This is a genomic window from Bacillus sp. LNXM65 (genome assembly GCF_002998575.1).
Taxonomy (GTDB): domain Bacteria; phylum Bacillota; class Bacilli; order Bacillales; family Bacillaceae; genus Bacillus.
The window spans coordinates 159,760-182,160 of sequence record NZ_PVRB01000001.1; the positions used below are offsets into that span (position 1 = coordinate 159,760).

Annotated in this window: 24 protein-coding genes; 8 read left to right on the forward strand and 16 right to left on the reverse strand. The window is 40.3% G+C overall.

The window, feature by feature from the left end; genetic code table 11:
- Window positions 1–5 precede the first annotated feature (5 nt).
- Window positions 6–551 (reverse strand): TetR/AcrR family transcriptional regulator, encoded by a 546-nt coding sequence (locus tag C6Y03_RS00770; RefSeq protein ID WP_249114887.1) that lies wholly within the window; start codon window positions 549–551, stop codon window positions 6–8.
- Between the two features lie 456 nt (window positions 552–1,007).
- The gene (locus C6Y03_RS00780; RefSeq protein WP_106038671.1) at window positions 1,008–3,224 is read right to left on the reverse strand and encodes an RNA ligase; all 2,217 of its coding nucleotides are present in this window, start codon (window positions 3,222–3,224) and stop codon (window positions 1,008–1,010) included.
- A 110-nt stretch (window positions 3,225–3,334) separates the two neighbouring features.
- Here C6Y03_RS00780 and C6Y03_RS00785 point away from each other — a divergent pair, with 110 nt between their 5' ends.
- Window positions 3,335–3,526: a hypothetical protein gene (locus C6Y03_RS00785; RefSeq protein ID WP_060596417.1), complete on the forward strand. Its 192-nt coding sequence runs from the start codon at window positions 3,335–3,337 to the stop codon at window positions 3,524–3,526.
- 12 nt (window positions 3,527–3,538) lie between these two features.
- On the opposite strand, the gene C6Y03_RS00790 is transcribed toward C6Y03_RS00785, so the two are convergent.
- The 7 genes from C6Y03_RS00790 to C6Y03_RS00820 all read right to left on the reverse strand — a co-directional run bounded on the left by C6Y03_RS00790 (window position 3,539) and on the right by C6Y03_RS00820 (window position 9,580).
- Window positions 3,539–4,447: a DMT family transporter gene (locus C6Y03_RS00790; RefSeq protein ID WP_066030861.1), complete on the reverse strand. Its 909-nt coding sequence runs from the start codon at window positions 4,445–4,447 to the stop codon at window positions 3,539–3,541.
- A gap of 144 nt (window positions 4,448–4,591) precedes the next feature.
- Window positions 4,592–5,314, reverse strand: a complete 723-nt coding sequence (locus tag C6Y03_RS00795; RefSeq protein WP_060596416.1) for a LutC/YkgG family protein — start codon at window positions 5,312–5,314, stop codon at window positions 4,592–4,594.
- Entirely contained in the window at window positions 5,314–6,735 is a 1,422-nt protein-coding gene (locus tag C6Y03_RS00800; protein ID WP_106038672.1) for a LutB/LldF family L-lactate oxidation iron-sulfur protein, read from the reverse strand. Before C6Y03_RS00800 ends, C6Y03_RS00795 begins: the two co-directional genes overlap by 1 nt.
- A 21-nt stretch (window positions 6,736–6,756) precedes the next feature.
- Window positions 6,757–7,473 carry a (Fe-S)-binding protein gene (locus tag C6Y03_RS00805; protein WP_066031759.1) on the reverse strand — a complete coding sequence of 239 codons (717 nt, stop codon included), beginning with the start codon at window positions 7,471–7,473 and terminating at the stop codon, window positions 6,757–6,759.
- 190 nt (window positions 7,474–7,663) lie between these two features.
- The gene (locus tag C6Y03_RS00810; RefSeq protein WP_106030933.1) at window positions 7,664–8,515 is read right to left on the reverse strand and encodes an SDR family oxidoreductase; all 852 of its coding nucleotides are present in this window, start codon (window positions 8,513–8,515) and stop codon (window positions 7,664–7,666) included.
- 129 nt (window positions 8,516–8,644) lie between these two features.
- A complete protein-coding gene (locus C6Y03_RS00815) occupies window positions 8,645–9,058 on the reverse strand; it encodes an Rrf2 family transcriptional regulator (RefSeq protein ID WP_106038673.1) in 414 nt (137 codons plus the stop codon).
- A 48-nt stretch (window positions 9,059–9,106) separates the two neighbouring features.
- On the reverse strand, window positions 9,107–9,580 hold the full coding sequence (locus C6Y03_RS00820) for a VOC family protein (protein ID WP_060596412.1): 474 nt from the start codon (window positions 9,578–9,580) through the stop codon (window positions 9,107–9,109).
- Between the two features lie 160 nt (window positions 9,581–9,740).
- Between C6Y03_RS00820 and C6Y03_RS00825 the strand changes: the two genes are divergently transcribed.
- The gene (locus C6Y03_RS00825) at window positions 9,741–10,184 is read left to right on the forward strand and encodes a DUF2188 domain-containing protein (RefSeq protein ID WP_106038674.1); all 444 of its coding nucleotides are present in this window, start codon (window positions 9,741–9,743) and stop codon (window positions 10,182–10,184) included.
- A 178-nt stretch (window positions 10,185–10,362) separates the two neighbouring features.
- On the opposite strand, the gene ku is transcribed toward C6Y03_RS00825, so the two are convergent.
- On the reverse strand, window positions 10,363–11,211 hold the full coding sequence (gene ku, locus C6Y03_RS00835) for a non-homologous end joining protein Ku (RefSeq protein WP_048240214.1): 849 nt from the start codon (window positions 11,209–11,211) through the stop codon (window positions 10,363–10,365).
- A gap of 114 nt (window positions 11,212–11,325) precedes the next feature.
- Here ku and C6Y03_RS00840 point away from each other — a divergent pair, with 114 nt between their 5' ends.
- Complete coding sequence (locus C6Y03_RS00840; RefSeq protein WP_106038836.1) at window positions 11,326–13,191, forward strand: DNA ligase D; 1,866 nt, start codon at window positions 11,326–11,328, stop codon at window positions 13,189–13,191.
- 34 nt (window positions 13,192–13,225) lie between these two features.
- Window positions 13,226–13,921, forward strand: a complete 696-nt coding sequence (locus tag C6Y03_RS00845) for a YoaK family protein (protein ID WP_066030865.1) — start codon at window positions 13,226–13,228, stop codon at window positions 13,919–13,921.
- Window positions 13,922–13,948: 27 nt separating this feature from the next.
- On the opposite strand, the gene C6Y03_RS00850 is transcribed toward C6Y03_RS00845, so the two are convergent.
- Together C6Y03_RS00850 and C6Y03_RS00855 are read right to left on the reverse strand one after the other, a co-directional pair.
- The gene (locus tag C6Y03_RS00850; protein ID WP_060596409.1) at window positions 13,949–14,185 is read right to left on the reverse strand and encodes a hypothetical protein; all 237 of its coding nucleotides are present in this window, start codon (window positions 14,183–14,185) and stop codon (window positions 13,949–13,951) included.
- A 461-nt stretch (window positions 14,186–14,646) separates the two neighbouring features.
- Entirely contained in the window at window positions 14,647–15,759 is a 1,113-nt protein-coding gene (locus C6Y03_RS00855) for a response regulator aspartate phosphatase (RefSeq protein ID WP_106038675.1), read from the reverse strand.
- 760 nt (window positions 15,760–16,519) lie between these two features.
- Here C6Y03_RS00855 and C6Y03_RS00860 point away from each other — a divergent pair.
- Both C6Y03_RS00860 and C6Y03_RS00870 read left to right on the forward strand, forming a co-directional pair.
- Window positions 16,520–16,765, forward strand: coding sequence for a hypothetical protein (locus C6Y03_RS00860; protein WP_034660753.1), 246 nt, complete (start codon window positions 16,520–16,522; stop codon window positions 16,763–16,765).
- 495 nt (window positions 16,766–17,260) lie between these two features.
- A complete protein-coding gene (locus C6Y03_RS00870) occupies window positions 17,261–17,632 on the forward strand; it encodes an iron chaperone (protein ID WP_034660752.1) in 372 nt (123 codons plus the stop codon).
- Window positions 17,633–17,684: 52 nt separating this feature from the next.
- Here C6Y03_RS00870 and C6Y03_RS00875 read toward each other — a convergent pair whose 3' ends face one another.
- Together C6Y03_RS00875 and C6Y03_RS00880 are read right to left on the reverse strand one after the other, a co-directional pair.
- Window positions 17,685–18,266: an undecaprenyl-diphosphatase gene (locus tag C6Y03_RS00875; protein ID WP_066030866.1), complete on the reverse strand. Its 582-nt coding sequence runs from the start codon at window positions 18,264–18,266 to the stop codon at window positions 17,685–17,687.
- Window positions 18,267–18,407: 141 nt separating this feature from the next.
- A complete protein-coding gene (locus C6Y03_RS00880; protein ID WP_106038676.1) occupies window positions 18,408–18,950 on the reverse strand; it encodes a GNAT family N-acetyltransferase in 543 nt (180 codons plus the stop codon).
- A 206-nt stretch (window positions 18,951–19,156) separates the two neighbouring features.
- Here C6Y03_RS00880 and C6Y03_RS19550 point away from each other — a divergent pair, with 206 nt between their 5' ends.
- Together C6Y03_RS19550 and C6Y03_RS19555 are read left to right on the forward strand one after the other, a co-directional pair.
- Window positions 19,157–19,294, forward strand: coding sequence for a macro domain-containing protein (locus C6Y03_RS19550; RefSeq protein WP_223260709.1), 138 nt, complete (start codon window positions 19,157–19,159; stop codon window positions 19,292–19,294).
- A gap of 28 nt (window positions 19,295–19,322) precedes the next feature.
- Window positions 19,323–19,616, forward strand: a complete 294-nt coding sequence (locus tag C6Y03_RS19555; RefSeq protein ID WP_223260710.1) for a macro domain-containing protein — start codon at window positions 19,323–19,325, stop codon at window positions 19,614–19,616.
- A gap of 271 nt (window positions 19,617–19,887) precedes the next feature.
- Here C6Y03_RS19555 and C6Y03_RS00890 read toward each other — a convergent pair whose 3' ends face one another.
- Both C6Y03_RS00890 and C6Y03_RS00895 read right to left on the reverse strand, forming a co-directional pair.
- On the reverse strand, window positions 19,888–20,361 hold the full coding sequence (locus tag C6Y03_RS00890; protein ID WP_060596377.1) for an antitoxin YezG family protein: 474 nt from the start codon (window positions 20,359–20,361) through the stop codon (window positions 19,888–19,890).
- Window positions 20,361–22,283 (reverse strand): T7SS effector LXG polymorphic toxin, encoded by a 1,923-nt coding sequence (locus C6Y03_RS00895; RefSeq protein ID WP_106038677.1) that lies wholly within the window; start codon window positions 22,281–22,283, stop codon window positions 20,361–20,363. The genes C6Y03_RS00890 and C6Y03_RS00895 overlap by 1 nt, the downstream gene beginning before the upstream one ends.
- Between the last annotated feature and the right edge of the window lie 118 nt (window positions 22,284–22,401).

The following is a 22,401-nucleotide window of genomic DNA, read 5'->3' on the forward strand; positions in this document are numbered from 1 at the left end:
TATCATTAAGAAGCAACGCTAATGGCGCGCCATAAACATTGCTCAATGTCCTCTAGAAATTCAATCGTTGGCTCTATTTCTTCTGCAAGAATTTGTTTATGCAGCTGTACAAAGGCACCAAATACAATCGATAAAATGGTTCTACCTGAGAGATTTGGATGAATCCCATCCTTTTTCCCTTCTTCAAAGATAAGGAATAGCTCATGTAACAAAAGCTGCATTTTCTCTTTGCTCGTCTCGTCTAAGTAATGGGATCGTTTATCAATTTCTAAGAAATATAGCCCGCTTGGATTCTCCTTTGTAAATAAAACCAAGCAATAAAATACATGCTTAAAGTACGCCCGAATACTTGCCTTTGGATCTGGACTGTTTGTGTTCATTTTTTCGATAAATGCAGAAAGGCTGCGCTGGTACAAAATATTAACGAGGGCCTCTTTACTGTCGAAATAACGGTAAATGGTTCCTGCTCCGACGTTTGCTCTTTTTGATATCATCGGCATCGTGGTCCCATCAAAGCCCCGTTCAATAAATAAATCTAGTGAAGCCTTCATAATCTGTTCTTGTTTATCAGTCACTGCTGGCACTTCATCCCCTCCTCATTTCAGGAATGAATGTTCATTCCGCATGCGGTATATTATATTAATATTTTAATTTCTTCTATATATACTTAAACACACTTATTTTTCTCCGTCATCACATTTTCTGAAAATAATAATAATTGAGAAATGATGCCTAGTCAGACAGCATCCAAAGGACTTAGAAATCTTGGCAGATATGTGTCATGTGGGTGACCTCTGCACTACACGTTCATTCTTGATCAATCGGAGACTGAATATGGCCGTCATATGTATCAATATGTTTGCTTTCCAAGAAGACGTGCTCCACCAAATAAAATCGCAAAAGCAAACATCGTTCGAAGAATCACTTCAATATGATCAGGCATATATGGGTCTACCTTTCAATTGCATCAAAAAAAGCCTTTTCCTTAGAAAAGACTCATGTTTAGACTATGCATTTATTTCATCATTATTCAATTGGGCAGCATCGCTTTGCTCAAATTGTGTTCGCAGCTCAATAATTGAGCTATTCCTGACATCATTGGCATCTTGCTCAAGAAGCCACGTATAAAATCTAGCTTGCTCCGCTGTTTGCAAAGCCTGCATATATTTTTGTGTGGAACGTTTCTCGGCGACGCGCTGCTTAATAGCACGCATTTGCTTCCAGAATTGATAATAAGGAAGCTTGAGCTTGATCATAAAGCCTCTGTCATCCTCAATGACATATCCCTCTTCTTTAATAGAGTCGTCATGAGATACTGCCTGATACCATTTATAAAAAGACGTCCAATCATGGAACACAGCCACTTCCTGCTTGCAGGACATTCCAAGCTGTTCGCTTAACCTTTTCACTTCAGTGAATGGTGCTTTTTCATAGCTTAGCTGACGCTTCACAATATCAAGCAAAATGAGTTGATCTTGATCATATGTGATAATATGTGGGTCTTTCTCTGGTAAAATGACTTCAAACACAAGAGATACATTGTTGTCACGTACGTATGATTTGATGTAGTCGACCTGCACATCGTCAAAGGTTGCATAAAATAGCTCTTCGACCCAGGAAGCATGCGGGTTTTGCTTCACATGTGATGTATACGATTTGGACGTAAACACCAATTCATTTTCCATTTCGTTATACCCAACCGTTCCTAAATATCCATTTGCTTTATCATAGACGGTAACAGGGAATTGAAGATGGTTCACTAGATGATGCATTTTTGTCTCCGGACGCTCGTCAATATTAAAAAATTTGTTGTAGCTTCTTGAAACAATCTGCTTTGACACCATATTGACAAACAAACCTCTTGCCTTCACATTCACATCATCCCACTGCCGTTCACTAAAAGCTTTTTTCGTAAAATTAAAAGATGAAATATGGTGAGGAAGCTTTAATTCCTGTACATATTCATGCTGATCTAAGTGAGCTAAAAAGTCATCCAGTGAGATATCTGGTTGAAGAGCACCCGATGGTTTTTTCTCAGAAGCTCTATAGACTGGGTTGTCAATTTCATGAGTCTCAATCCCGTCTGCTGTGATTTTCAAGACCCTCAGCTGCCCCCCGAATTCAACCTGGCCTTCTAGATTATAAGACCTTTCCGATGCTTGAATAGGCAGCCTGTATAAATTGCGATGCCCGTGAATTTGAATGACATCTAATCCAGCGGTGTTTTGAACAAACAAGTGGTCAATGTCATCTGAATATTCACCTACACCATGAATGAGCTGCTGTGTTGAGACATGCAGAAGCTCTTCTGGCATATGAGCAAGCCCCCCGTGGGTAACAAGAAATGTCTTGCCATGGTACGTAAAATAAGTAAGCTGATGAAATGTTCTGACAAACTTCCGTACTTCTTTTAAATCAAAGTCTGCTGCTTCGATTTCAGGTGCAGTATGCCGGTTAAACATATTGCTTCTTACTTTTTCACCATGTGCAAACCGGTATAAATGCTGATCATGATTGCCCTCAATCACGATGACATTCCGGCATTCTCTATGTGCGAGCATCCATTCTAATACTTCCTTGTTTTCTATTCCTCTATCAAGCAAATCACCTGCAAAGATATAAAGTTCGTTTTCTTTAATATCTCCTTGTAAATAGGTGGTCAGAGCGGTATGACAGCCGTGAATATCTCCAAAGACATGAATGGCCTCATATTGATCGAAGGATCGAGGCTGATAGGTCATCACTTGCGGATATTCCTCAGGCTGCAAAACAGTCACCCATGATGGGACCTTTTCTGTTTTTAACCGCTCGTTCATTTGATATAAAACAGACTCCCGCACAACTTTGTGAGGTTCCCGTGAGCGATTTTGCAGAAGGGCTGTTTCAAGCGGCACCTGCGTGAAATCGACGACATACACCCTGTAACGATACGTAGTAGCTAACGACTTATATTGAGAAATCGACTTGCTTGTGACATGTGTCGCATCAATCACAGTAAAATCTCCACGTTCCATTCGGGCTGTGAGTAAATCAAATAATAAAGACCACACTTTATGATCATGCTTGCTCGTAATTTCCGGTTTCCCATTGACAGATAACTGCGGCGGCTGGGTCAAAAGACGGATCTGATCAGCTGATAAAGTATATGGCTCTAAGCCTTGCTCTTTGATCCATGTTGATTTACCTACGCCTGGGAGACCTCGTAAAAGGACTAAAGTTCTCATATTGGTTCTCCTTTAATGAGTGATATTTTACCTATTATAGATAAATTATGGATAAATCTCAATCTTTTATTGATTATGGTAATATATAGATAGAAAGGGAGTTTTTACGTATGTCTAATGGAGAGAATATGGCATTCAATCTTGGAGATTTTTTATTTCAAGTGTTCTCTCTTCTATTCATTGCTGTTATCGTGACTATGATTGTCACCTCTTTTCGAATGATCAGAAGAAGACGAATGGAATTGAAGAAGGTTGAGGAAAGATTGAACAAAGTGATTGAAAAAAATGATTTAAAAGAGTAAAAAATCCGGGATTTAACCGGATTTTTTTGGTTTCATCACAATTCCTTGACGCTGCTGCATCAAAAAGAAAAAGACGCCTAAAAGGACAAGAAGACCTCCAAGCATTTGAAACAGCGTGACTTTCTCTCCAAGTAGCCATACAGCAAGAATCGTGGCCCCAACAGGTTCGCCAAGTATACTCATTGAAATCGTTGTGGCATTGACATAGGTTAAAAGCCAATTATTAATGACATGAGACATGGTGGGAATGATGGCAAGCAATAAAAAAATCCCCCACTCTTTACCCGGATAGCCTGTAAAAGGAGTTTGCTGCATTAGGTTGAATAGAATTAAAAAAAGACCAGCAAAACCAAACACACAAAAACTATAAATCCAATGAGATATTTTCCTTACAGCCTGTTGACCTATTAATAAATAACAAACAACCGCGATCACACTTAAAAAGGATAAAATGTCTCCTAGGATGGCTTCCTGGCTATGACCTATGTCTCCCCATCCAATCATGAGTGCACCAGCAATCGCTGCACACATCGTCAAGAGTGCGGGCAGCGTGGTTCGTTCACGGAAAATGAGAAAGCCGCCTAATAAGGAGACCATCGGCTGAAGGGCGATAATAATAGTAGAGCTTGCCACAGTCGTCAGCTTCAGTGAGCCAAACCACAACACAAAATGGAGTCCTAAAAAGAAGCCTGACATACATAAGAAAAACCAGTCTCTGCGCTTTATTGAAAGAAATTCTTTTTTACGTGGCAGGATAAACGGCAGCATAAAAGCCGCGGCAAAGATCATTCGATACATGCTTAAAATAGCAGCAGGTGCATTTGACCATTTCACAATGATAGCAGAAAACGAAATGGCAATAATTGAAATCACAAGCGGTAGTGCAATTGATTTTTTTTGAGCAGTTGACTTCATTTCCATAAGCAGCTTCCTTTACATCAGCAGTAGATGAGAAGTTCATCTTGTATGTCGTCATCTTACTATGTCCAATCCGCTAGAGGCAAGATGATTTTAAAACTTGTGTGAGCTTTTTTGCATGAAAAAAAGGCTTTCATCTCGAAAGCCCTACTCATCATCTATCAATAGATAAACGGCCCGAACTGGACCATGAACACCTACCACTAAATTCATCTCAATATCCGCAGAGTTACTCGGACCTGATATGAAATGAATAGCACCTTTCGCCTGCTCCCCCTCTTCTACGGAGCGATTAAGAGCCGAAACTGCCTGAATCATCCGCGGAACCACCGTGCTTTTTTCGATACACACGATATACATCATCGGTAAAAAATGCAGCGCTCTGCCTTGGCCCTGATGGGATGAAAGGACGACTGTACCTGATTCTGCTAGGGTGTAATCACTGAATACAACCGAATATGTCGCTTGTTCTGCCAGCCTGATATTTTCTTCCCTTGATGCCTCAGCATTCCAGCTGGTGACTGCGAATCCTTCGTGCTGCAAGCTGTCAAACATCGGATGAAATCCATATTGTTCAAAACGATGATCGACAGGCGTCATCACAGAACCCTCTCCATACTCTGTCATCAATAATCTTAATACAGAGGGCGCTTCCTCTGGTGTTGTTTCGACCACTCTTGTGTGAATTCGTTGACATTGCTTCTTCAGTTGCTCGACTAGTTCTTCTTTAGACAAAAGTCCGTTTGTTTCCCACTGGACTTGATGCTTCCAAGCTGGACGCTGAATAGATGCAGACGGGGAGGAATCTTTACCTAATTGCTTACGGATATGAGCTAAAAACGACTCTCGGTGAGAAATGGTTCCCTTCATCACTGCTCCTCCTTCTGTCTCTTTTTAAACCAATCCCTGAATCTTTCTTTACTTGGAGCTGGCAGGTCACGAATATCTGTCCAATTCTTTAAAGGACCTATTCCTTTTGAAATCTGTCCGTTTGAAGCCATACGATTCATCAATACAGGGGCTGCTTTTGTTCCGAATTGATACATTCCGGGAGTCGATGCGCCCATACCGAACATTTTCATCGCCATCATTTCAGTTTTAGACGCTCTCCCCTCTTTTTCAACGATGACTTGTCGATGTTTAATTAATAACTCGTGAAGCGGGATCTTTACTGGACAAGCATCTGTGCAGGCTGCGCAAAGGCTTGATGCAAAGGGGAGCTCTTGGTAGTCATCATAGCCTCCAAGAAGCGGCGAAAGAACAGCGCCAATTGGCCCCGGATAAATCGATCCGTATGAATGTCCGCCCACATGCCGGTAAACTGGGCACACATTAATACAGGCTGCGCACCGGATACATTGGAGAACAGGCTGAAAGGCAGTACCTAATATATTGGACCGCCCATTGTCCACAATGACCAAGTGAAATTCTTCTGGTCCATCCGCTTCTTCTTCTCCTTTTGGCCCGACGACAGAAATATAACTTGTTAATTTCTGACCAACTGCACTTCTGCACAAAAGACCAACAAGGACATCCAGTTCCTCCATCGTTGGAACAATCCGTTCCATGCCCATAACGGCGATATGTGTCTTCGGGATAGCCGTGACAAGATCCGCATTCCCTTCATTTGTCACAAGGCAGATGGAGCCTGTATTGGCGACAGCAAAATTACAGCCAGTGACACCAATATCAGCTTCGAGGAACTTTTCACGTAATATGGCTCTCACAAAACTCGTCATGTCTTCAGGTGTCTCTGACATCTCATATCCGAGCTTTTCGTGAAAGACTTCTCGTATTTGTTCTTTCGTCATATGAAGAGCAGGTGCCACAATATGTGAAGGAGGTTCATGATCATCTACTTGTAGAATATACTCGCCAAGATCGCTTTCCACCACCTCACAGCCGATCTCTTCAAGCACTTGATTCATTTCAATTTCTTCTGTGACCATTGATTTTGATTTAACGATCTTTTTGGCCGCTTTTTTCTGTGCCACATTTTGTATATACGCCGATGCCTCTTCCTTTGTTTTTGCAAAAAAGACATGTCCTCCACGTGCACTAACGCTTTCACTTAATTGGTATAAGTAGTCATCAAGATGCGTCAGCGTATGCTGCCGGATTTCCTCGCCAAGTTCTCGCCACTTTTCCCAGTTGCCAAGCTCTTCGCTCGCAGCTAGCCGCCTTTCATACAGGCGTTCCTGCGCTGAGGATACAGCACCTCTCATGACAGGATCTTCTAACCCTTCCCCGATTCGTTCTTTAAAGCCCTTCTCTCCAATTTTCATACTCATTTGCCGTTCCCCCTCTTAAAGTCAGCGGCTATTTAATACTTCTGCGATATGCATCACTTGAATGGGCTTATCAAGACGATTCAGCCTCCCGCCAATATTGAGCAGACAGCCGCAGTCAGCACCAATGATGTATTCAGCGCCTGTCTCCTCTATGCTTTGGACTTTCTCATCGACCATTTGCTCAGAAATAGGTGTCATTTTTACTGAAAAGGTTCCTCCAAAACCACAGCAATTTTCTGCGCGCGGCAATGGTGTCATCGTCAAATCTTTGACATTTGACAACAGTGTGAAAGGTGCTTCCTTAATTCGCAGCAGTCTCGTCATATGACAGGATGTGTGATAGGTTGCGTTTCCTTTCAGACTCGCCCCTACATCTGTGACGTGTAATATATCAACAATAAACTCGGTTAATTCATATGTTTTCTCAGCAAGTGCCTCAGCTTTTGCAGTCCACACTGGATCTTCTTTTAAAAGATGAGGATATTCTAAAAACATCGCCTTACAAGAACCTGACGGTGTCACGACATATTCAGCTGATTCAAAGGCTTTGATCATGTTTTTTGCTGCTTTGATGGTTTCTTTTGTATAGCCGCTGTTAAAGGCTGGCTGTCCGCAGCACACTTGTGCCTCTGGAAATTCCACTTCTACACCGAGCCTTTCTAGTACTTTCACTGTCGCCTTTCCTACATTTGGCTGCATGGTGTCAATTAAACAGGTAACGAATAAATGGACTTTCATCGGCGAACTTCCCTTCTTTGCTGCAATTTGATTCATCATTTTGGTCATCTGATGACGAAATAACAGGCCTTATTTTCATTTTAATCCCAAATTTCTGAAATTTCAACGAAGTGATTTGTCTAAATTTGGACATATGGCATGTGTAGCTTGAATGAAAAAAACGCCCTTTTGATAGGGCGCTTGAGAAGATTTATTTTGAAATCAATTCACGAATTCTTTCTTCGATAGGTGTTAAGGGCCGGCCTAATAATGTTTCGAAATCACGGCTTTCAACAGCTAAGGCACCATCGCGAATGCCGCTTTGAATGGCTTTGACAAATGGCACAGCTTCTTTTGGTACACCATTTGAAGCTAAAAATTCTCCAAATGTGTCGACATCAATTTGCTCGACTTTGATCTCTTTTCCGCTTACCTCACTGACAATGTGTGCAAGTTCAGTATGCGTCCGAAGAGGTCCTGACAGCTCATATATCTCCTGGTCATGTACAGGAAGTGTTAACGCATTTGCGGCCGCTTCTGCGTAGTCATTTCTTGTTGCCCAGCCAACCTTGCCATCACCAATTGGACTTAAAAATGGTGCGCCGCTAACGGCTGCTAGAATCGTATCTTTTTCGTTTTCTACATACCAATTGTTTCTTAAAAACACATGAGGAATGCCAGAGGCCACAATCGCTTCTTCTGTTTTTGCATGGTCATGTGCAAGGACAAGCTGACTCTCTCTTGCACTCACAACGCTTGTATAAGCAATAAAGGATACACCAGCTGCTTTCGCCGCTTGGATGGCAGCCGTATGCTGCTGCACGCGGTCTCCTTCTGCAGTTGAAATGATCAAAAGACGGTCAATGCCTTGAAAGGCTGCCTTAAGGATGTCTGGCTGAGTAAAGTCTCCGTGGCGTACATCCACCCCAGCTTCCTTCAAATGTGCTGCTTTTTGCGGGTTTCGAACACTGACCGCAATTTGTTCAGCCGGTACCTTTGTAAGCAAATGCTGGACGACGAGCGATCCAAGTTGTCCTGTTGCGCCTGTTACTAATAACTTCATTTGTTTGACCTCCTCATTTTGTGATTCGACGGTGAAGTTTTTACAGCTTTACGTATCCGTTTATTCGTTATAACCATATCGATTACAACAACTGGTGTAAAAAAAGCTCAAGTTCAGCCTGAGCTTCTTTTATTCTGACTCTGTCAACAATTGCTGGATGGTCACTTGTTTGAGGTGATTTTCAAGCGCTGCCTGAGCTTCTTTTAGTTCACTCCTCAGTCTTGTATCCATTGCTTGACCAATCGGACATGCGATGACTGGCTGATGGAAGTTAAATAATTCTTCATCCTCGCTTACATCGACAGCACGGTACACATCTAACAGCGTGATTTCCTCTGCCGGTCTTTTTAAATAAGCCCCGCCTACTCCACGGCGAATCTCAATAAGACCCGCCCGTTTGAGCATTGCCATCATTTTTCGAACAATGGCTGGATTTGAATTCACACTTTCCGCAATAAAATCCCCTGTACACTCTTTTGGAACACCTGCAATAAATGACAAAATATGAACAGCAATTGGATACCTGCTGCTAATTTGTTTCACAATCTTTCACCACCGTTGTAATCAATATAGTTACAATGAGTGATTTTGTCAATCAATAAACGGATTTTTCTTTCGATCCCAGTCCTCATATGTCATGATATCGTAGTCTTCTGCTGTATCAAGTTCAAGCGGGGCAATGCATTCAAGCAAATTCTCATCTGGGTCAAGAAAATAGATCGCTGCATGAAATTGCGGCGGATTATCCAGAACTAAAGGCTGTTCCTCTTCTGAAAAGCCAAACATTGGGTGAATACTGATGCCTTTTTCAACCAGCCAAGCCTTGATCTGTTCGATACTGGACGTTGTAATTTGAAAGGCAACGTGCCGAGTTGATGGATGGTATGGATAGGCGTTCATATCTACTTTCCACAAGCCAAGCCAGCTCTTTCCTTTCTCAATCCATAAAAAAGCAACTCGTTCATTTTCGTGAGCAAGTGTCAATTCCAATTTTTCATAAAACGCAATAGATGCCTTCAAATCACTCACAGGTAAATGGGCTTCATACAAACCTTTTATCATCATCAAAACCACTCCTTTTCTCCCTTCTATTCTGCTGGATTTGATGAGATTCCGCCTCAGCAAAACGATGTATTTTATCCCCTTCATTGGTTTGAGAAGAATGATATGTTTGATCCATTGCAGATGGGGGAAGGTGTTCAAATAAAAGAAAGGAGCGTTTCATATGCCTTGGACGATGAATGATTATCCGGCTTCATTTCAATCGTTAGATAACGTCATTCGAAAAAAAGCGCTTGAGATTGCCAACAAAATGATACAGGAAGGCTATGACGAAAATAGAGCCATCCCAATTGCGATCAGTCAAGCGAAAGAGTGGAAAAAGAATGCAACGAAGAATGAGATAGAGAATTTCTCAGCTCATGGTTCAGTCACTCCTTCTAAAAACAGCAGCTCCGCAAGACCAGAGCTCATGGATCATGCGCAGCATGTCGTCAAGCACGAAGAAGGCTGGGCGGTTCAAACAGAGAAAGCAAAACGAGCAAGTGAGGTCAAAGAAACGAAACAAGAAGCAATTGACAGGGCAAAGGAGATTGCTTCTAATAAAGGGACTTCTGTTGTTATCCACAGAAAAGATGGAACAATTCAGGACGTGTTAAAGCCGCAATAAGACCGCCCGTAAGCGGTCTCAGCGTGTAGGCAAACCCTCGCATTCGTTGTCAGGTCTGCGCTTCGGTGCTCACGAATGTCAAATTCGCTCCGCTCCGGTGGTCGTCCTTCCTAGACTTCAAAGGTTTTCTATCACGCTGAAAAGAAGAAAGTGAAGACCGCCCATAAGCGGTCTTTTCTTATGCATTCTTTTCTTTTTTCGCTGGTGTTTTTCTTTTTTTAGGTGCTGCTTTTTTCGCTTTGGCTGGTTTTGATCGATCGATTGAAGCCTGTAGAGCCGCCATTAAATCAGTCACATTGGATGCCGGATCTTTTTTGCCTGTCGTTTCTGGCTGAACCGTATGTTCTCCAGATATTTTATCGCCAATTAAATTCATCAGCTGTTCTCTGTATTCATCTTGATATGCCGCTGGATCGAATGTCGTGGTCAGCTGCTCGATTAAAAGGAGCGCTGTATCTAACTCCTTTTTCACAATGTTTTCCTCTTGAGGGATATTCGGTACATCTGATACCTGTCTAATTTCATCGGGGAAATGAATGGTTTCCATCAGCAAAATATGTTCATAGCACCTAACGATTGCTAATTGCTCCTTTGAGCGGATCATAATCTTCGCCACACCAATTTTCCCAGATTCCTCTAAAGCTTTTCTTAATAATGAATAAGCCTTTGCTCCGCCAGTATCCGGGGATAAGAAGTAACTTCTTTCATAATAGATTGGATCAATCTCTTCAATCTTCACAAAATCAATGATTTCAACGGCTTTTTCTTCATTTTCTTTTCGCAGTTTTTCTAGCTCTTCATCGTCTAATTCAATGAATTTATTTTTCGCATACTCGTACGCTTTGACGATTTGTTCTGGTGCCACCTCTTCCCCGCAGTTGGCACAAACCTTTTTATAGTTAATGGGCGTGTGACACTCTTTATGCAGCTGTCTTAACTTAATATCTTTGTTCTCTGTAGCGGTAAACAGCTTAACTGGAATATTGACTAGTCCAAAGCTAATGCCGCCTTTCCAAACTGTATGCATCGCGTCGCCTCCGTTCTTTTCTCCTTACTATGTAATGTTTTCGTTAGACTTATGTATGCGAATGAAAATTTCATCCCACTCTAAGAACACATCATATGAGGAAGTGACATGACAATGAAACCTATGCGATTAACGGCGGCACATGATATTCCTACCGGTTCAGACTGGGTGTATGAATTAAAATATGATGGCTTTCGGACCATCCTGATGTGGGAGGAAAACGAGATTCATTTAGAAAGTAGATCCGGAAAACGATTAAACGAACAGTTTCCTGAGGTTATTGAACAGTGCGAACAATTAAGGGACCAGTTTGCTCCTTTTTTACCACTTACGTTTGATGGGGAATTGGTCTTTTTACTGGATGAACAGCAAAGCGATTTTGCGAGGGTTCAGCAAAGAGGCAGGCTGAAAAACAAAGAGGCTATTAAGCTGCAGGCTGAGCGGTTTCCATGTCATTTGATTGCATTTGATCTATTAAGATGCACAGGGAGATCCCTTGTTGATTTACCGTTGATGGATAGGAAAAAACAGTTACAGCAAGTTTTCCAAGAAGCAAAACTTCCGCCAACTGTTCAGCTGGAGCACCCTTCCCTTCTTCAACTTATTCATACAGACACAAATCATGAATATATGAAAAAGCTGATGACGACGTATTTAGCAGAAGGACTCGTTGCGAAAAAAAAGACGAGTAAATGGCACGACAATACCCGGTCAAAAGAATGGCTGAAAGTCAAAAACTGGCGCTATGTCTCTGTCATTGTGACTCGTTTTGATAAAGAAAATGGCTATTTCCAAGGCTGTATTTATCAAGATCATCATCTCACCGAGGTTGTCCAATTCAAGCATGGGTTTTCTAAAGAAGAAGAACAAACGCTGCGTACACTCTTTCAAACAAAAGGCCAGCTAAAAGGAGCATCAGGATATGAAATCCCTCCTTCTATCGTCGCCAGCATTGCTTGTATATCCTTTGATGGATCCGCCTTAAGAGAGCCGCGTTTTTCTTCCTTTTTACTAGATACTGACCCAGCAGCATGTACGTTTCAGCAAATGCTCAAACAGCTGTATCCGCTCCCTGCCGTGATTGAGGTCACTCATCCTGAAAAACCGATTGTGCCGGCTCTTCATCTGAACAAGGCAGATTACTTACTTTATTTGAGACAAGCGGCTCCCTATCTCTTGCCCTTTTTACGTGAAAGACGACTTACTTTAATTCGGTTCCCCCATGGCGCTGGGGATGAATTCTTTTATCAAAAGTCGACACCTGATTATGCACCAGATTTTGTGTTGACCGATCAAGTTGATGATATTGCTTACACGATCTGTAATGACCCTCAGACGCTTCTTTGGCTCGGTAACCAGCTTGCGATGGAATTTCATATTCCTTTTGAAACAAGGGATACGGACCGGCCGACCGAAATCGTCTTTGATTTAGACCCGCCATCTGTTAACGAGTTTCATCTAGCCATAGAGGCTGCCAAGCGAATCAAAGCGCTTTTAGACGGGCTCTTTCTTACAGCCTTTATTAAAACAAGCGGCGGTAAAGGACTGCAAGTGTATATTCCATTAAAGAAAAATGCCTTCACATACGAAGAAACGAGATCATTCACCGCGTTTATATGCCAATTTTTATGTGAACAAGCTCCTGAGCTATTTACTTTAGAACGTCTTAAGAAAAAACGCGGCAATCGCTTGTATTTAGACTATATTCAGCACGATGCTGGAAAAACAATCATCGCGCCCTATTCACCAAGAGGAAATGAGCTTGGACTTGTAGCGACACCGCTTGAATGGGACGAACTCCATCACGATGGCCTTCATCCTTCTTTGTTTACCATGCCAGCTGTTATAGAGCGTCTAAAGGAAAAAGGAGATCCATTCCGCCGTATGAGGCATCTTGTAAATGATGACACTTTCAGACAAGTCTTACATCGGCTTGAAGACATCATACCGGCACATAAGATGGACATACGCGGTCATTAAGCGTTACACTTATTCATTAGAGAGTAAGAAAGGGATGACCATTTTGACCGCACATTCATTTCGAAATATAGCACTAATCTTCTTGTGCCTTTCCGCAGGAATTGTGGATGTGATTGGCTATTTGAGCCTAGGGCATGTGTTTACAGCCAATATGACAGGTAATATTGTGCTGCTTGGCATTGCAGCAGGAAGCTCCTTGCAGCTAACAGCCCTTCATTCCATCACTGCACTGAGTGGATTCGTTCTAGGGGTTTTACTTGCTGTTGTGATAGGCGGAAAGCATGAGAAAGCATTTTGGCCAAAAGCCGTTACACGTATCTTTATCATAGAAGTCATGATACTACTTCTATTTGCTCTCATGACCATATTCCCTTATACACAAGGTGCTTATTTTATGCTGATTATCCTTTTAAGTATGGCCATGGGTCTCCAGACAGCGGCCGCCCGCAAATTAAATGTGGCTGGCATTTCCACAACGGTTCTAACGAGTACACTCGCTAACCTATTTGAAGATTTGGCTCAGCGCATTTCACACCGGGAAAAAAGAAAAGCTCCTATTCAGCATGTCAGTTTCATGCGAATAGGCTCTATTGTCTTTTACTGCCTAGGTGCCGCTTTAGCGGCATACACAGATGCGTACGATCCGTTTATCATCATTTGGCTGCCTATCTCTATCCTTGGGGTGATTGTGATCACTGCTGCATTGAAGCATTTTCACCAATTGAAATAGCCAATCGTTAGATGGCTATTTCAACGTTCACTCATAACTTCTCACATAAAAACCAGGAGGACGCCCCATAATGAACGTGGAGCCATACGGATATCCAGAAAATGTCCCGAATCCACCGTATCCAGGGAAACCGCCTAAACCAGAAAACACACCAGGGCTCACATAATACCCGCCAAAGCCGATATGAGAACCAACCGATCCGATATGTGCTCCCCCACCGCTAAAACCGCCTCCATGAAAACCTCCATAAACTCGTGGATACATACAATCACCTGCTTTCGTCTAACAACTCATCACATCATATGCATGACAAATGGAGCGGTGTTCCGACTTTTTCTTTTACTTCTATGTACAATAGACCAATTTGATAAAATGTGAATGAAAAGTCCTGCAAAAAATTAAATTAAGCAAAGAAAGGTGACCTTTTTAACTTGTTGCGCTGCCCTATGTTTATTTAGAATAATGGGGCAGGTAACAAATTTGCACACCCCCTTTGTTGCGAATTCTTCTTATTAAACGTTCTTGTAGCGTTTAATAAGAAGAGCCTATTAACAACATACAAAAAACCCTTGCTGACGATGATCAACAAGGGCGAGAGATAAATGGTGGATTAACCACCAATGATTTTTTCTGCTACTTCGAAAGAACCCGCAACGTTTTGAGTCAGAACTGACGCAGCGATCGCTAAACCTACAACGAATAATACTTTTAAACCTGTTTTCATCTTAAATCAACCCCATTCTTTTCATATGTAAATCCGCTTCTAAACTTTTGTTCAAGTAAAAAACAGACTGCTCATAAAGTGCTTGCTTTTCACAATACTTAGCAGCAAAATGTGAAAGCTCTTTTACTTCATGATATTCATGCTTCTCTTCTAACTTTCTTAATTTCTCATCAATTTGCTGAAATCTTTGTGGTGCATTCGTTAAGTAAAGGTCATGGACGATGCCTATTTTCAGCTGAAACACTTCATGAGAAGCATCTTTTATTCTGGCATACGCAGCCTCTATATATTGGCTTGCACGCTGCTTTTCACCAATCACACAGAGTTCCCGGCTGATCAGATACGTAGAATGGAAAAAGAAATCCGACTCATAATATTCTTGATGGGACAGTGCTTTTTCAAGATGACGTATTGATTCTTTCGGTTTGTTCCAAAATGAATATAAAATGGCTACATTGTGATGGAGCTGAGCCAGCATAAAGTCATCCTGCTCGCTTGTCAAAACCTCTTCCGCCAGGCGATAATTTTCAAGCGCCTCTTCATACCGGCCGATCTCTGTTTGATTCGCCGCAATGAGAGAGTATGAAAGTGCCGTTCTTCTTTCATAATGCTTGTGCCGTTTATAGACGTGAAGTGCTCTGCGGATATAGCTTAATGAGAGCATGATATGACTAAGCCGGTAGTAAAGCCAGGCCACCTTAAAATCGAAATCAGCACGTTCGATCTCACTTGGAATTTTATCTAAGAGCTTTTCAGCACTTTGATACATTTGCAATGCAACCTCGTAATTTCCTTGATGCTGCTCATACACACCCTCATAAAAATCAAAATAGTAGGCAAGTCGGTTAGACAAGTCATCCTCTTTTTTCCCGTGATGACCTTCTATACTTCTCGTTGAAACACTGCCCTTTTGCCCTCTTAAATTGTACATGAGAATGTGATGCCTCTTCTCAAGAAGAGAATAGTACATAAGGATGTCCGCATCGTCAATTTCCTCTACCGCTTGTTTCGCTTTAGCAAATAACCGTTCTGCCTCATCTGCATGATCTTTTTTGATTTCCATGTTCCAGTCATTTAATAATGATGCCAATTCCGCAACAGGAATCTTGCTCATTCTACACCCCCAATCACTTTCAGCTGCATCACATGATTTCACTAAATATGGAACTTCTATTAGCAATTGCTAATTAGTCCATTTGAGATCATTTTAATATGAATCACTTGAATCTTCAATAACCGTTTCCATTGAAAATGCGTTTCTTTCTTCTAGTCAATGATGTTTGCGTAAATATTTCACCTTTTTTCGGTTTTAAAGTACCCAATCATCTCGTGATGAAATGAAAAAAGCCCTTTTTTTGGGCTTTTTGTCCTTGAACGCTTGTGAGTAACGCCTTCATTTTTGTTTGATAGTTTATCTCTTTCAGTTTACTCATCAACAGGTTTGTCACCTTCTATCAGCCCAATTCAATGCTGTATACAAATCCATATGGTCTTTTATCATATGTGCCTTTGACTATTTTGTGCGATTCGCGTAAAGATCTGCGGCAGAAAGAGAACCCATGGAACTAATCGCAAAATTTACCGAACGAAAAGTCACTTTTAAAAGCTGTTCAATTAATCTATCGCATAATACGATATTACGTCATGCTCCGCCAAAAACGACGCCAGTTATACGCAAATAAAAAAACAAATCAATACACCTTTAAAAGTGTTAAAAGATTTATTCATACATTGTGAAAATTATCACCTTATATAAATAGGTAAATTTAAGGCATTTTTTACAAAATTCGACACAAAATGCTTTTTCTCTTTGATACTATTGAATTAACCTATTTACAAATAATAGGTTAATTCAAATTAAGGAGTTGTTTTGTTTGAAAAAATCAACATTAAAAAAAGCTGTATTATCTATCGCCTTTTCTGCAACAATGTTATTTTCTATGAATACTGCAAGTGCTGCTCCGTTAGAGTGGGTCAGAGATGCTTATCCTGATCAGTGGGATTACGTATTAATTAAACAAAATGGGGTAAGTTACACTCAAGTTTGGACAAGTAGTAACAGTTATTTCCTTGTAAAATGCGAAGTATTATCTAACGGAAAATGCTTTGTTTCAAAATAAAAATATTTACAAAACGACTTCCAATTTTGGGGTCGTTTTTTACTTCAAAGTCAAACTCCTCTAAACGGGTGCTTTAAATTAAACCTCATTGAGAGCATAATCCAGGTCTAGGAAAGTCTTTGCTTTTAAACGTGTATACAATCTTTCACTCATACCGATTTCATTATATACCTTGTAATAGTTAATAATGGAGCATATTTTGGTTTAATCTCCCTAATCTCTTTATACATAGGTTTTTCTTTACAATAACCCTATTAACATTTTACTATATATAATAAGATTAATAACTTCCGCGCCTCAGCAGCTCTAGAAGGCTAGAGCACTGTAAAACGAATTATAGCTGGCGGGCCGCAAGGTAAGGGTTTCAGAAGCATCAAAAAGCACACTGAGACAGGTGAAATTCCGTAGGGAAGCGTGTTGCCCCTAACCTATGCTTACCGGGTTCGAATCCCGTCTGAGACGTATGAGGTCGATGGAATTGGAGGATAAAACATCATGCATGTGTTTGAAGAATATGTAAGCAATATCGGTAATCCAAAGCTGAAGCAGCGCACACAAGACATTTTACAATGGATTTTAGACACATTCCCTCAATTAGAGCCAAGAATTGCTTGGAATCAGCCCATGTTCACAGACCACGGCACATTTATTATTGGGTTTAGCGTAGCAAAACATCACATTTCTGTCGCACCAGAAGGTAAAGGAATCGATCACTTTTCAGCTGACATTGTACAAGCAGGTTACGATCATGGAAAAAAGATGTTTCGCATGAAGGAAAGCTTGCCAGTTGATTATCCTCTCCTAAAAAAAATCATCGAATTTAATATCGAAGACAAAGCGGATTGTTCAACGTTTTGGCGAAAATAAAAAGCACCCCGATCTGAGCCATTAACAGATCGGGGTATTTTGCTGCAACATGTTATTTTGTTCTCTTCCTTACAACTTTCTGCTCAAGCCACTCATAACATGACAAAATGGTATTAACGCTCCTTTGGCATATCGGCAAATATACAACAGCGACCGCTGTTAAACACGCTATGACAGCACCTGCTAAGACATCAAATGGATAATGGACACCTACCCAAATCCTTGAAAAACCAACGGCGCACGCAATGATCAGCCAATAAACATGGCGTTTGTGAAAAAGCCAAAAGATCAGACAAACAGAAAAAATAAAGATGGTATGATCACTCGGAAAAGAGTTATTTACTTCCTTTTGAATCAAAAGATTGACATGACTCATTTCGGCAAAGGGCTGCTGGTTGGAATAAAAAATTCCTGCAATTTTGCCAATTAACTCTGCCAATATGAAAGTAAATCCGGCAGATACGACCACCCGCCTATTGGTTCTGCTCCGATTTTGAAACCATATGAACAGACACATGAGCGCTGCTAACAGCACTGTATATTCAGCTAGTCCAATGAATAACGGATTCAAGTAACCATGATCGATACTGAGCTGATTCACCCACCTAAATAAATCTTCATTATATCCCTGCATCTCATTTCATCCCTTTTTCCTCGATTTATGACAAGGATAATTGAAATGAGATGACCGCTCCATCGATCGAACGAACAAACCATGGAATCATATGACATGTTTGTCACTTTGCTGTCACCTGCACATCATTCACTGAGTGCTCTATAGAGAGTGATGCTGCTCCCATTCCTTTTTTAGCAAAGCATATTGATACGTGTTTTCATATTTAGGGGTGCCGTCCTCATAAGTAGTAAATGAAATAAACTCAAGAAAAAGGCCTTCTTTCCGCATGCCTAATCGCTCACATAATGCCTGTGAACGGACATTATCATCTTCTACATAGGCATAAAGCCGCCTTGCTCCCTTTTCTACAAATAAATAGGTCAAGAATGCTTCAGCACTCTCACGTGCATACCCCTTTCCTTCATATGCTGCATTGAAATTCCAGCCGATTGAATACGTATCAGGCTCCTCTTTTAAATGAAACAACTCACCGATAATTTGTTGACTTTCTTTTAAACAAACCGCTACATATGAATGATCTTCTTTTCTCTTTTGCACTTTAGCCACAGCTTCTTCTAATGAAAAAATTCGATCACTAAGAAAACAATTTACTCTTGGATTAGACAAGTACTCCAGCATCCCTGCCGCATCTTCATCACAAAACGGTCTAAGAATTAAACGATTCATTTCTAATTGATTCATAAATGACTCCTCTTTGCATCATTTCGTGTTTTCTAGTCTCTCCATATTTTAGATGACATGCACCAGCTTTGACAATCAAGTTGTTGTGAAGTGTCTTCAAATAAACGAAACTCATAAAAAGCATTTTTGCTATTAAATAATTTGATCAAAACTGATAAAATAGAACATAAGTTTCTATTTATTTTATTAAAAAGGGGTTACTTGATATGATCAAAACAGTGGATGGTAACATTTTAGAGGCAAGTGAAGACATCATCTGTCACCAGGTGAACTGTAAAGGGGTCATGGGCGCTGGATTAGCCAAACAAATCAAAAGCAAATACCCCAATATACAAAGAGTATAAACAATTATGTACAGAACAAGGAGATGACTTGTTAAGCTCCGTTCAACTCATCACAACTAATGACGGAAAAACAATTGCCAACTTATTTGCTCAAACTGGATACGGAAGAAAAAGAATGCAAACTGATTACGACGCCCTACGCAGCTGCTTACAAAGCCTAAAAGACACAGTAACCCATTCACATGAAGAGAAAAACCGAACTTCCATCGCCATTCCTTACGGGATAGGCTGCGGACTGGCGGGCGGCGATTGGACGATTGTGGAAGACATGATTGAAGAGGTATTGGGTGATTGTGAAGTGACGGTTTATTGGTTTCGATAAAGTGAAAAGAAAGATTTAATTAGAAAAGAATATTGTGTTTTTCGATATTTTTGCTTTCGTGAATCGGTTTCTTTGACATGCTAATCAATACACAGTTGATTCCATATGTATTGATTTTTATTTTGTTGCTAAGTGTGTCTGTTTTGTTATTGATTAATAGGGGGCATTATTGAATAAGAGCACCATTTCTGCTTGGAATGATGCTCTCAATATGTTCTCTAGTCTTTATTTCTTTAATCTATCAAAACGAATTTTATAACATCTCTAAAAGTTACTCCAATGTAGAGAAGTATTTTTCTAAATGTTTTTTACCAGAATTACTTTTAGGTATAATACCTAGATGATTATATTTCCAAATAGTTTTTCTTTCATGAGGGTTTGTATTCAAAAGGTCATCATAATTAAATTCTATATTAAAATGCCCCGTTTCATCAAATATCATTGTGAAGTTTGTCCAAGGTTCTTGACCATTTTGTTCAAACTCTCTCTTAAGTTCTTGGATACAGTCAACTAATTGATGCCATCTTTCTTTGTATTCATGTTCACTCACTTCAAAAAGTTCAGTGATCTCATGACTATATACCAGTTTACCCTCATTTTCTTTAGATGAAAAATAAAAGTAAACAGTTTGAGAACCTTCAACTACCTCACCATATAAATACACCTTTCCCCATTCAATTGGTATTGTTCCCACTACAACATCAACTATCTCTTTATATAAATGTTCTATTTTTTCTTCATTCATTACTTTTTACCTCCATACACATTGTCGAACCTTTTGATTTCCCATTCATCATCACCGATTTTATATTTAATATCAAAAGTTTCTGGGCGTAGAGAATCCGCTTTATAGTTAGGTGTAATCTTCACTTTAACTTCATCACCATTTTGAAGAGCATCAGCCCAAGTATTTTCAAGCTTTTTCCACTCACCTTTGTTTAAATTCCCATTCATCGGCACAAGATTATCAATATCTCCAGATCCTTTAAAAATTGAAGCAATTAAATGCCCACCATCATCATCTAGTAATCTGTCAGGCTTTCCTGAATTGGATTGAGCGTATTGGTTTCTTTTGATCTCTCCGTATTTTAAATCACTTGCTTCGACTTTGACAATCCTTCCGTAGTGGTCGGTTGTGTAGGTGTACCCTTGCTTTGTTGAATAAACGACATTTGGTTTTAATACTTTTTTACGTTTCCACCTCACATAGTGGTCTCCGTAACTGACAACGGTTGGCGGTGATTTTGGTGCTGGTAATCGTCTGCCTGTCTTAGAGATTCCGTATCCTGAATTGTTGTCTAGACGCTTCGCCATGGAGAGGAGTTTATTTTTGAGATTTTCTCCGTCAAACACGTTATATGGCAACTTCGGGCCACCAGCCATTTGAAACTTTGGTGAATATGGCAATAGGCTAGGTATAGAGACTCTTTCTATTGATTTTGCTCCTTGTTCAAGCCCTTTCTTCACTGTAGTTTTGGCCGCTGTTGTCCCTGTTTTTGTAATGGCTCCTGCCCCTTTAGAGCCAAAGACGATTTCTGCTAAAGAACCAGTCGCATAGGCAAACCAGTGTGACCGAGAATACGCATCACCATCTATGACTTCTTTTTGGAATGAGTCTGAAATTGATTTTCCAATCGCTTTCGATGTTTCGATTGGGTGAGAAACAGCCGTTACGACTGATTCAACGACACCTCCAGGGTCTGTTACAAGATCGTAGATGCCAACAACTGTATCTTTTGCCACATCATATAGACCAACTGCAGCACCTTTTACACTATCAACAAATACCTCTGATGCTTCTTCCTGCGCTTTGATTTGGAGCAGCTGGCTGTAATACATTTTTTGATCGTAAGAAAGATTTTCATATCCAATTTCGTCTACAATCTCAAAGTATTTCTCTACTGATATACACGAAGGATCATTGAGCTTTTCTTTCAATTCTTTGATTCTTCGTTTCTCTTTTTCTTCTTTTTTCACTTTTAAGTAAGCTTTCACCTGTGCATCAATTTTATCATGATTCTTGTACACATCTGTTTCATGAAATGCTTTTGCATCATAATACATGGGCTGAGCGTTCTTACCTTTTCCTGTAGCAGCCATCATTTTTGTATAAAAAGTTGCAAGATGTTTCTCAATCGCTTCTGATTTTGCGTATTCTGTTTTTAGGGCATGATCTAATGTATGTATAGCCTCAATTGCATCTTTTCTTTTTTTGTTCGCATCATCTAAGTGCTCGTCTACTTTTTTACTGGAAAATGTCTGCAATTCAATCAAATCACTAATATCGTCAAAAATAGCCGTAAGGGCTTCTTTTTGTTCCTTCACCATATCTTTATTGTTCTGAATGCCTTGCTTCAATTGAGCGTCTAAGAAGTGCTCGTCAATAAATGTACTACCGCCTAATGATTCATCATCAAGCTTTCCTTTCACTCCATCTAAAAAAGCCTTTTGCATATCGATAAAATCAAGATAAGTGTCCGTGTATAGTGCAAGATCATTATAAAAAGCTTTGATATTATCTGCACCTTTTCCAGTAAACTCGTCACCTAATCCCGATACACTTTTTAATGCTTTTTTCACAAGTTTCATTTCTTCTTGAAGCTCATGATAGGCCTTTGACCTCTGTTCAACAGCTGATAGTAAAGATGGAGCATCTAATATTTTCATATAAAAAAGACTCCTTTTATGGAATATTCTTTTACTAGAATACCATAAGGAGCCTGACACTTTAATCCACTTTATCGTTTTTTAACCAATTATCCTCCAGAGCTGCCTTTTGATGCGA

Bases quoted from the DNA above. Each gene is read 5' to 3' on its own strand.
- C6Y03_RS00770 (WP_249114887.1), bottom strand. From the start codon at position 551: ATGAAGGCTTCACTAGATTTATTTATTGAACGGGGCTTTGATGGGACC.
- C6Y03_RS00780 (WP_106038671.1), bottom strand. From the start codon at position 3,224: ATGAGAACTTTAGTCCTTTTACGAGGTCTCCCAGGCGTAGGTAAATCA.
- C6Y03_RS00785 (WP_060596417.1), top strand. From the start codon at position 3,335: ATGTCTAATGGAGAGAATATGGCATTCAATCTTGGAGATTTTTTATTT.
- C6Y03_RS00790 (WP_066030861.1), bottom strand. From the start codon at position 4,447: ATGGAAATGAAGTCAACTGCTCAAAAAAAATCAATTGCACTACCGCTT.
- C6Y03_RS00795 (WP_060596416.1), bottom strand. From the start codon at position 5,314: ATGAAGGGAACCATTTCTCACCGAGAGTCGTTTTTAGCTCATATCCGT.
- C6Y03_RS00800 (WP_106038672.1), bottom strand. From the start codon at position 6,735: ATGAGTATGAAAATTGGAGAGAAGGGCTTTAAAGAACGAATCGGGGAA.
- C6Y03_RS00805 (WP_066031759.1), bottom strand. From the start codon at position 7,473: ATGAAAGTCCATTTATTCGTTACCTGTTTAATTGACACCATGCAGCCA.
- C6Y03_RS00810 (WP_106030933.1), bottom strand. From the start codon at position 8,515: ATGAAGTTATTAGTAACAGGCGCAACAGGACAACTTGGATCGCTCGTC.
- C6Y03_RS00820 (WP_060596412.1), bottom strand. From the start codon at position 9,580: ATGATGATAAAAGGTTTGTATGAAGCCCATTTACCTGTGAGTGATTTG.
- C6Y03_RS00825 (WP_106038674.1), top strand. From the start codon at position 9,741: ATGCCTTGGACGATGAATGATTATCCGGCTTCATTTCAATCGTTAGAT.
- ku (WP_048240214.1), bottom strand. From the start codon at position 11,211: ATGCATACAGTTTGGAAAGGCGGCATTAGCTTTGGACTAGTCAATATT.
- C6Y03_RS00840 (WP_106038836.1), top strand. From the start codon at position 11,326: ATGAAACCTATGCGATTAACGGCGGCACATGATATTCCTACCGGTTCA.
- C6Y03_RS00845 (WP_066030865.1), top strand. From the start codon at position 13,226: ATGACCATTTTGACCGCACATTCATTTCGAAATATAGCACTAATCTTC.
- C6Y03_RS00850 (WP_060596409.1), bottom strand. From the start codon at position 14,185: ATGTATCCACGAGTTTATGGAGGTTTTCATGGAGGCGGTTTTAGCGGT.
- C6Y03_RS00855 (WP_106038675.1), bottom strand. From the start codon at position 15,759: ATGAGCAAGATTCCTGTTGCGGAATTGGCATCATTATTAAATGACTGG.
- C6Y03_RS00870 (WP_034660752.1), top strand. From the start codon at position 17,261: ATGCATGTGTTTGAAGAATATGTAAGCAATATCGGTAATCCAAAGCTG.
- C6Y03_RS00875 (WP_066030866.1), bottom strand. From the start codon at position 18,266: ATGCAGGGATATAATGAAGATTTATTTAGGTGGGTGAATCAGCTCAGT.
- C6Y03_RS00880 (WP_106038676.1), bottom strand. From the start codon at position 18,950: ATGAATCAATTAGAAATGAATCGTTTAATTCTTAGACCGTTTTGTGAT.
- C6Y03_RS19550 (WP_223260709.1), top strand. From the start codon at position 19,157: ATGATCAAAACAGTGGATGGTAACATTTTAGAGGCAAGTGAAGACATC.
- C6Y03_RS00890 (WP_060596377.1), bottom strand. From the start codon at position 20,361: ATGAATGAAGAAAAAATAGAACATTTATATAAAGAGATAGTTGATGTT.
- C6Y03_RS00895 (WP_106038677.1), bottom strand. From the start codon at position 22,283: ATGAAAATATTAGATGCTCCATCTTTACTATCAGCTGTTGAACAGAGG.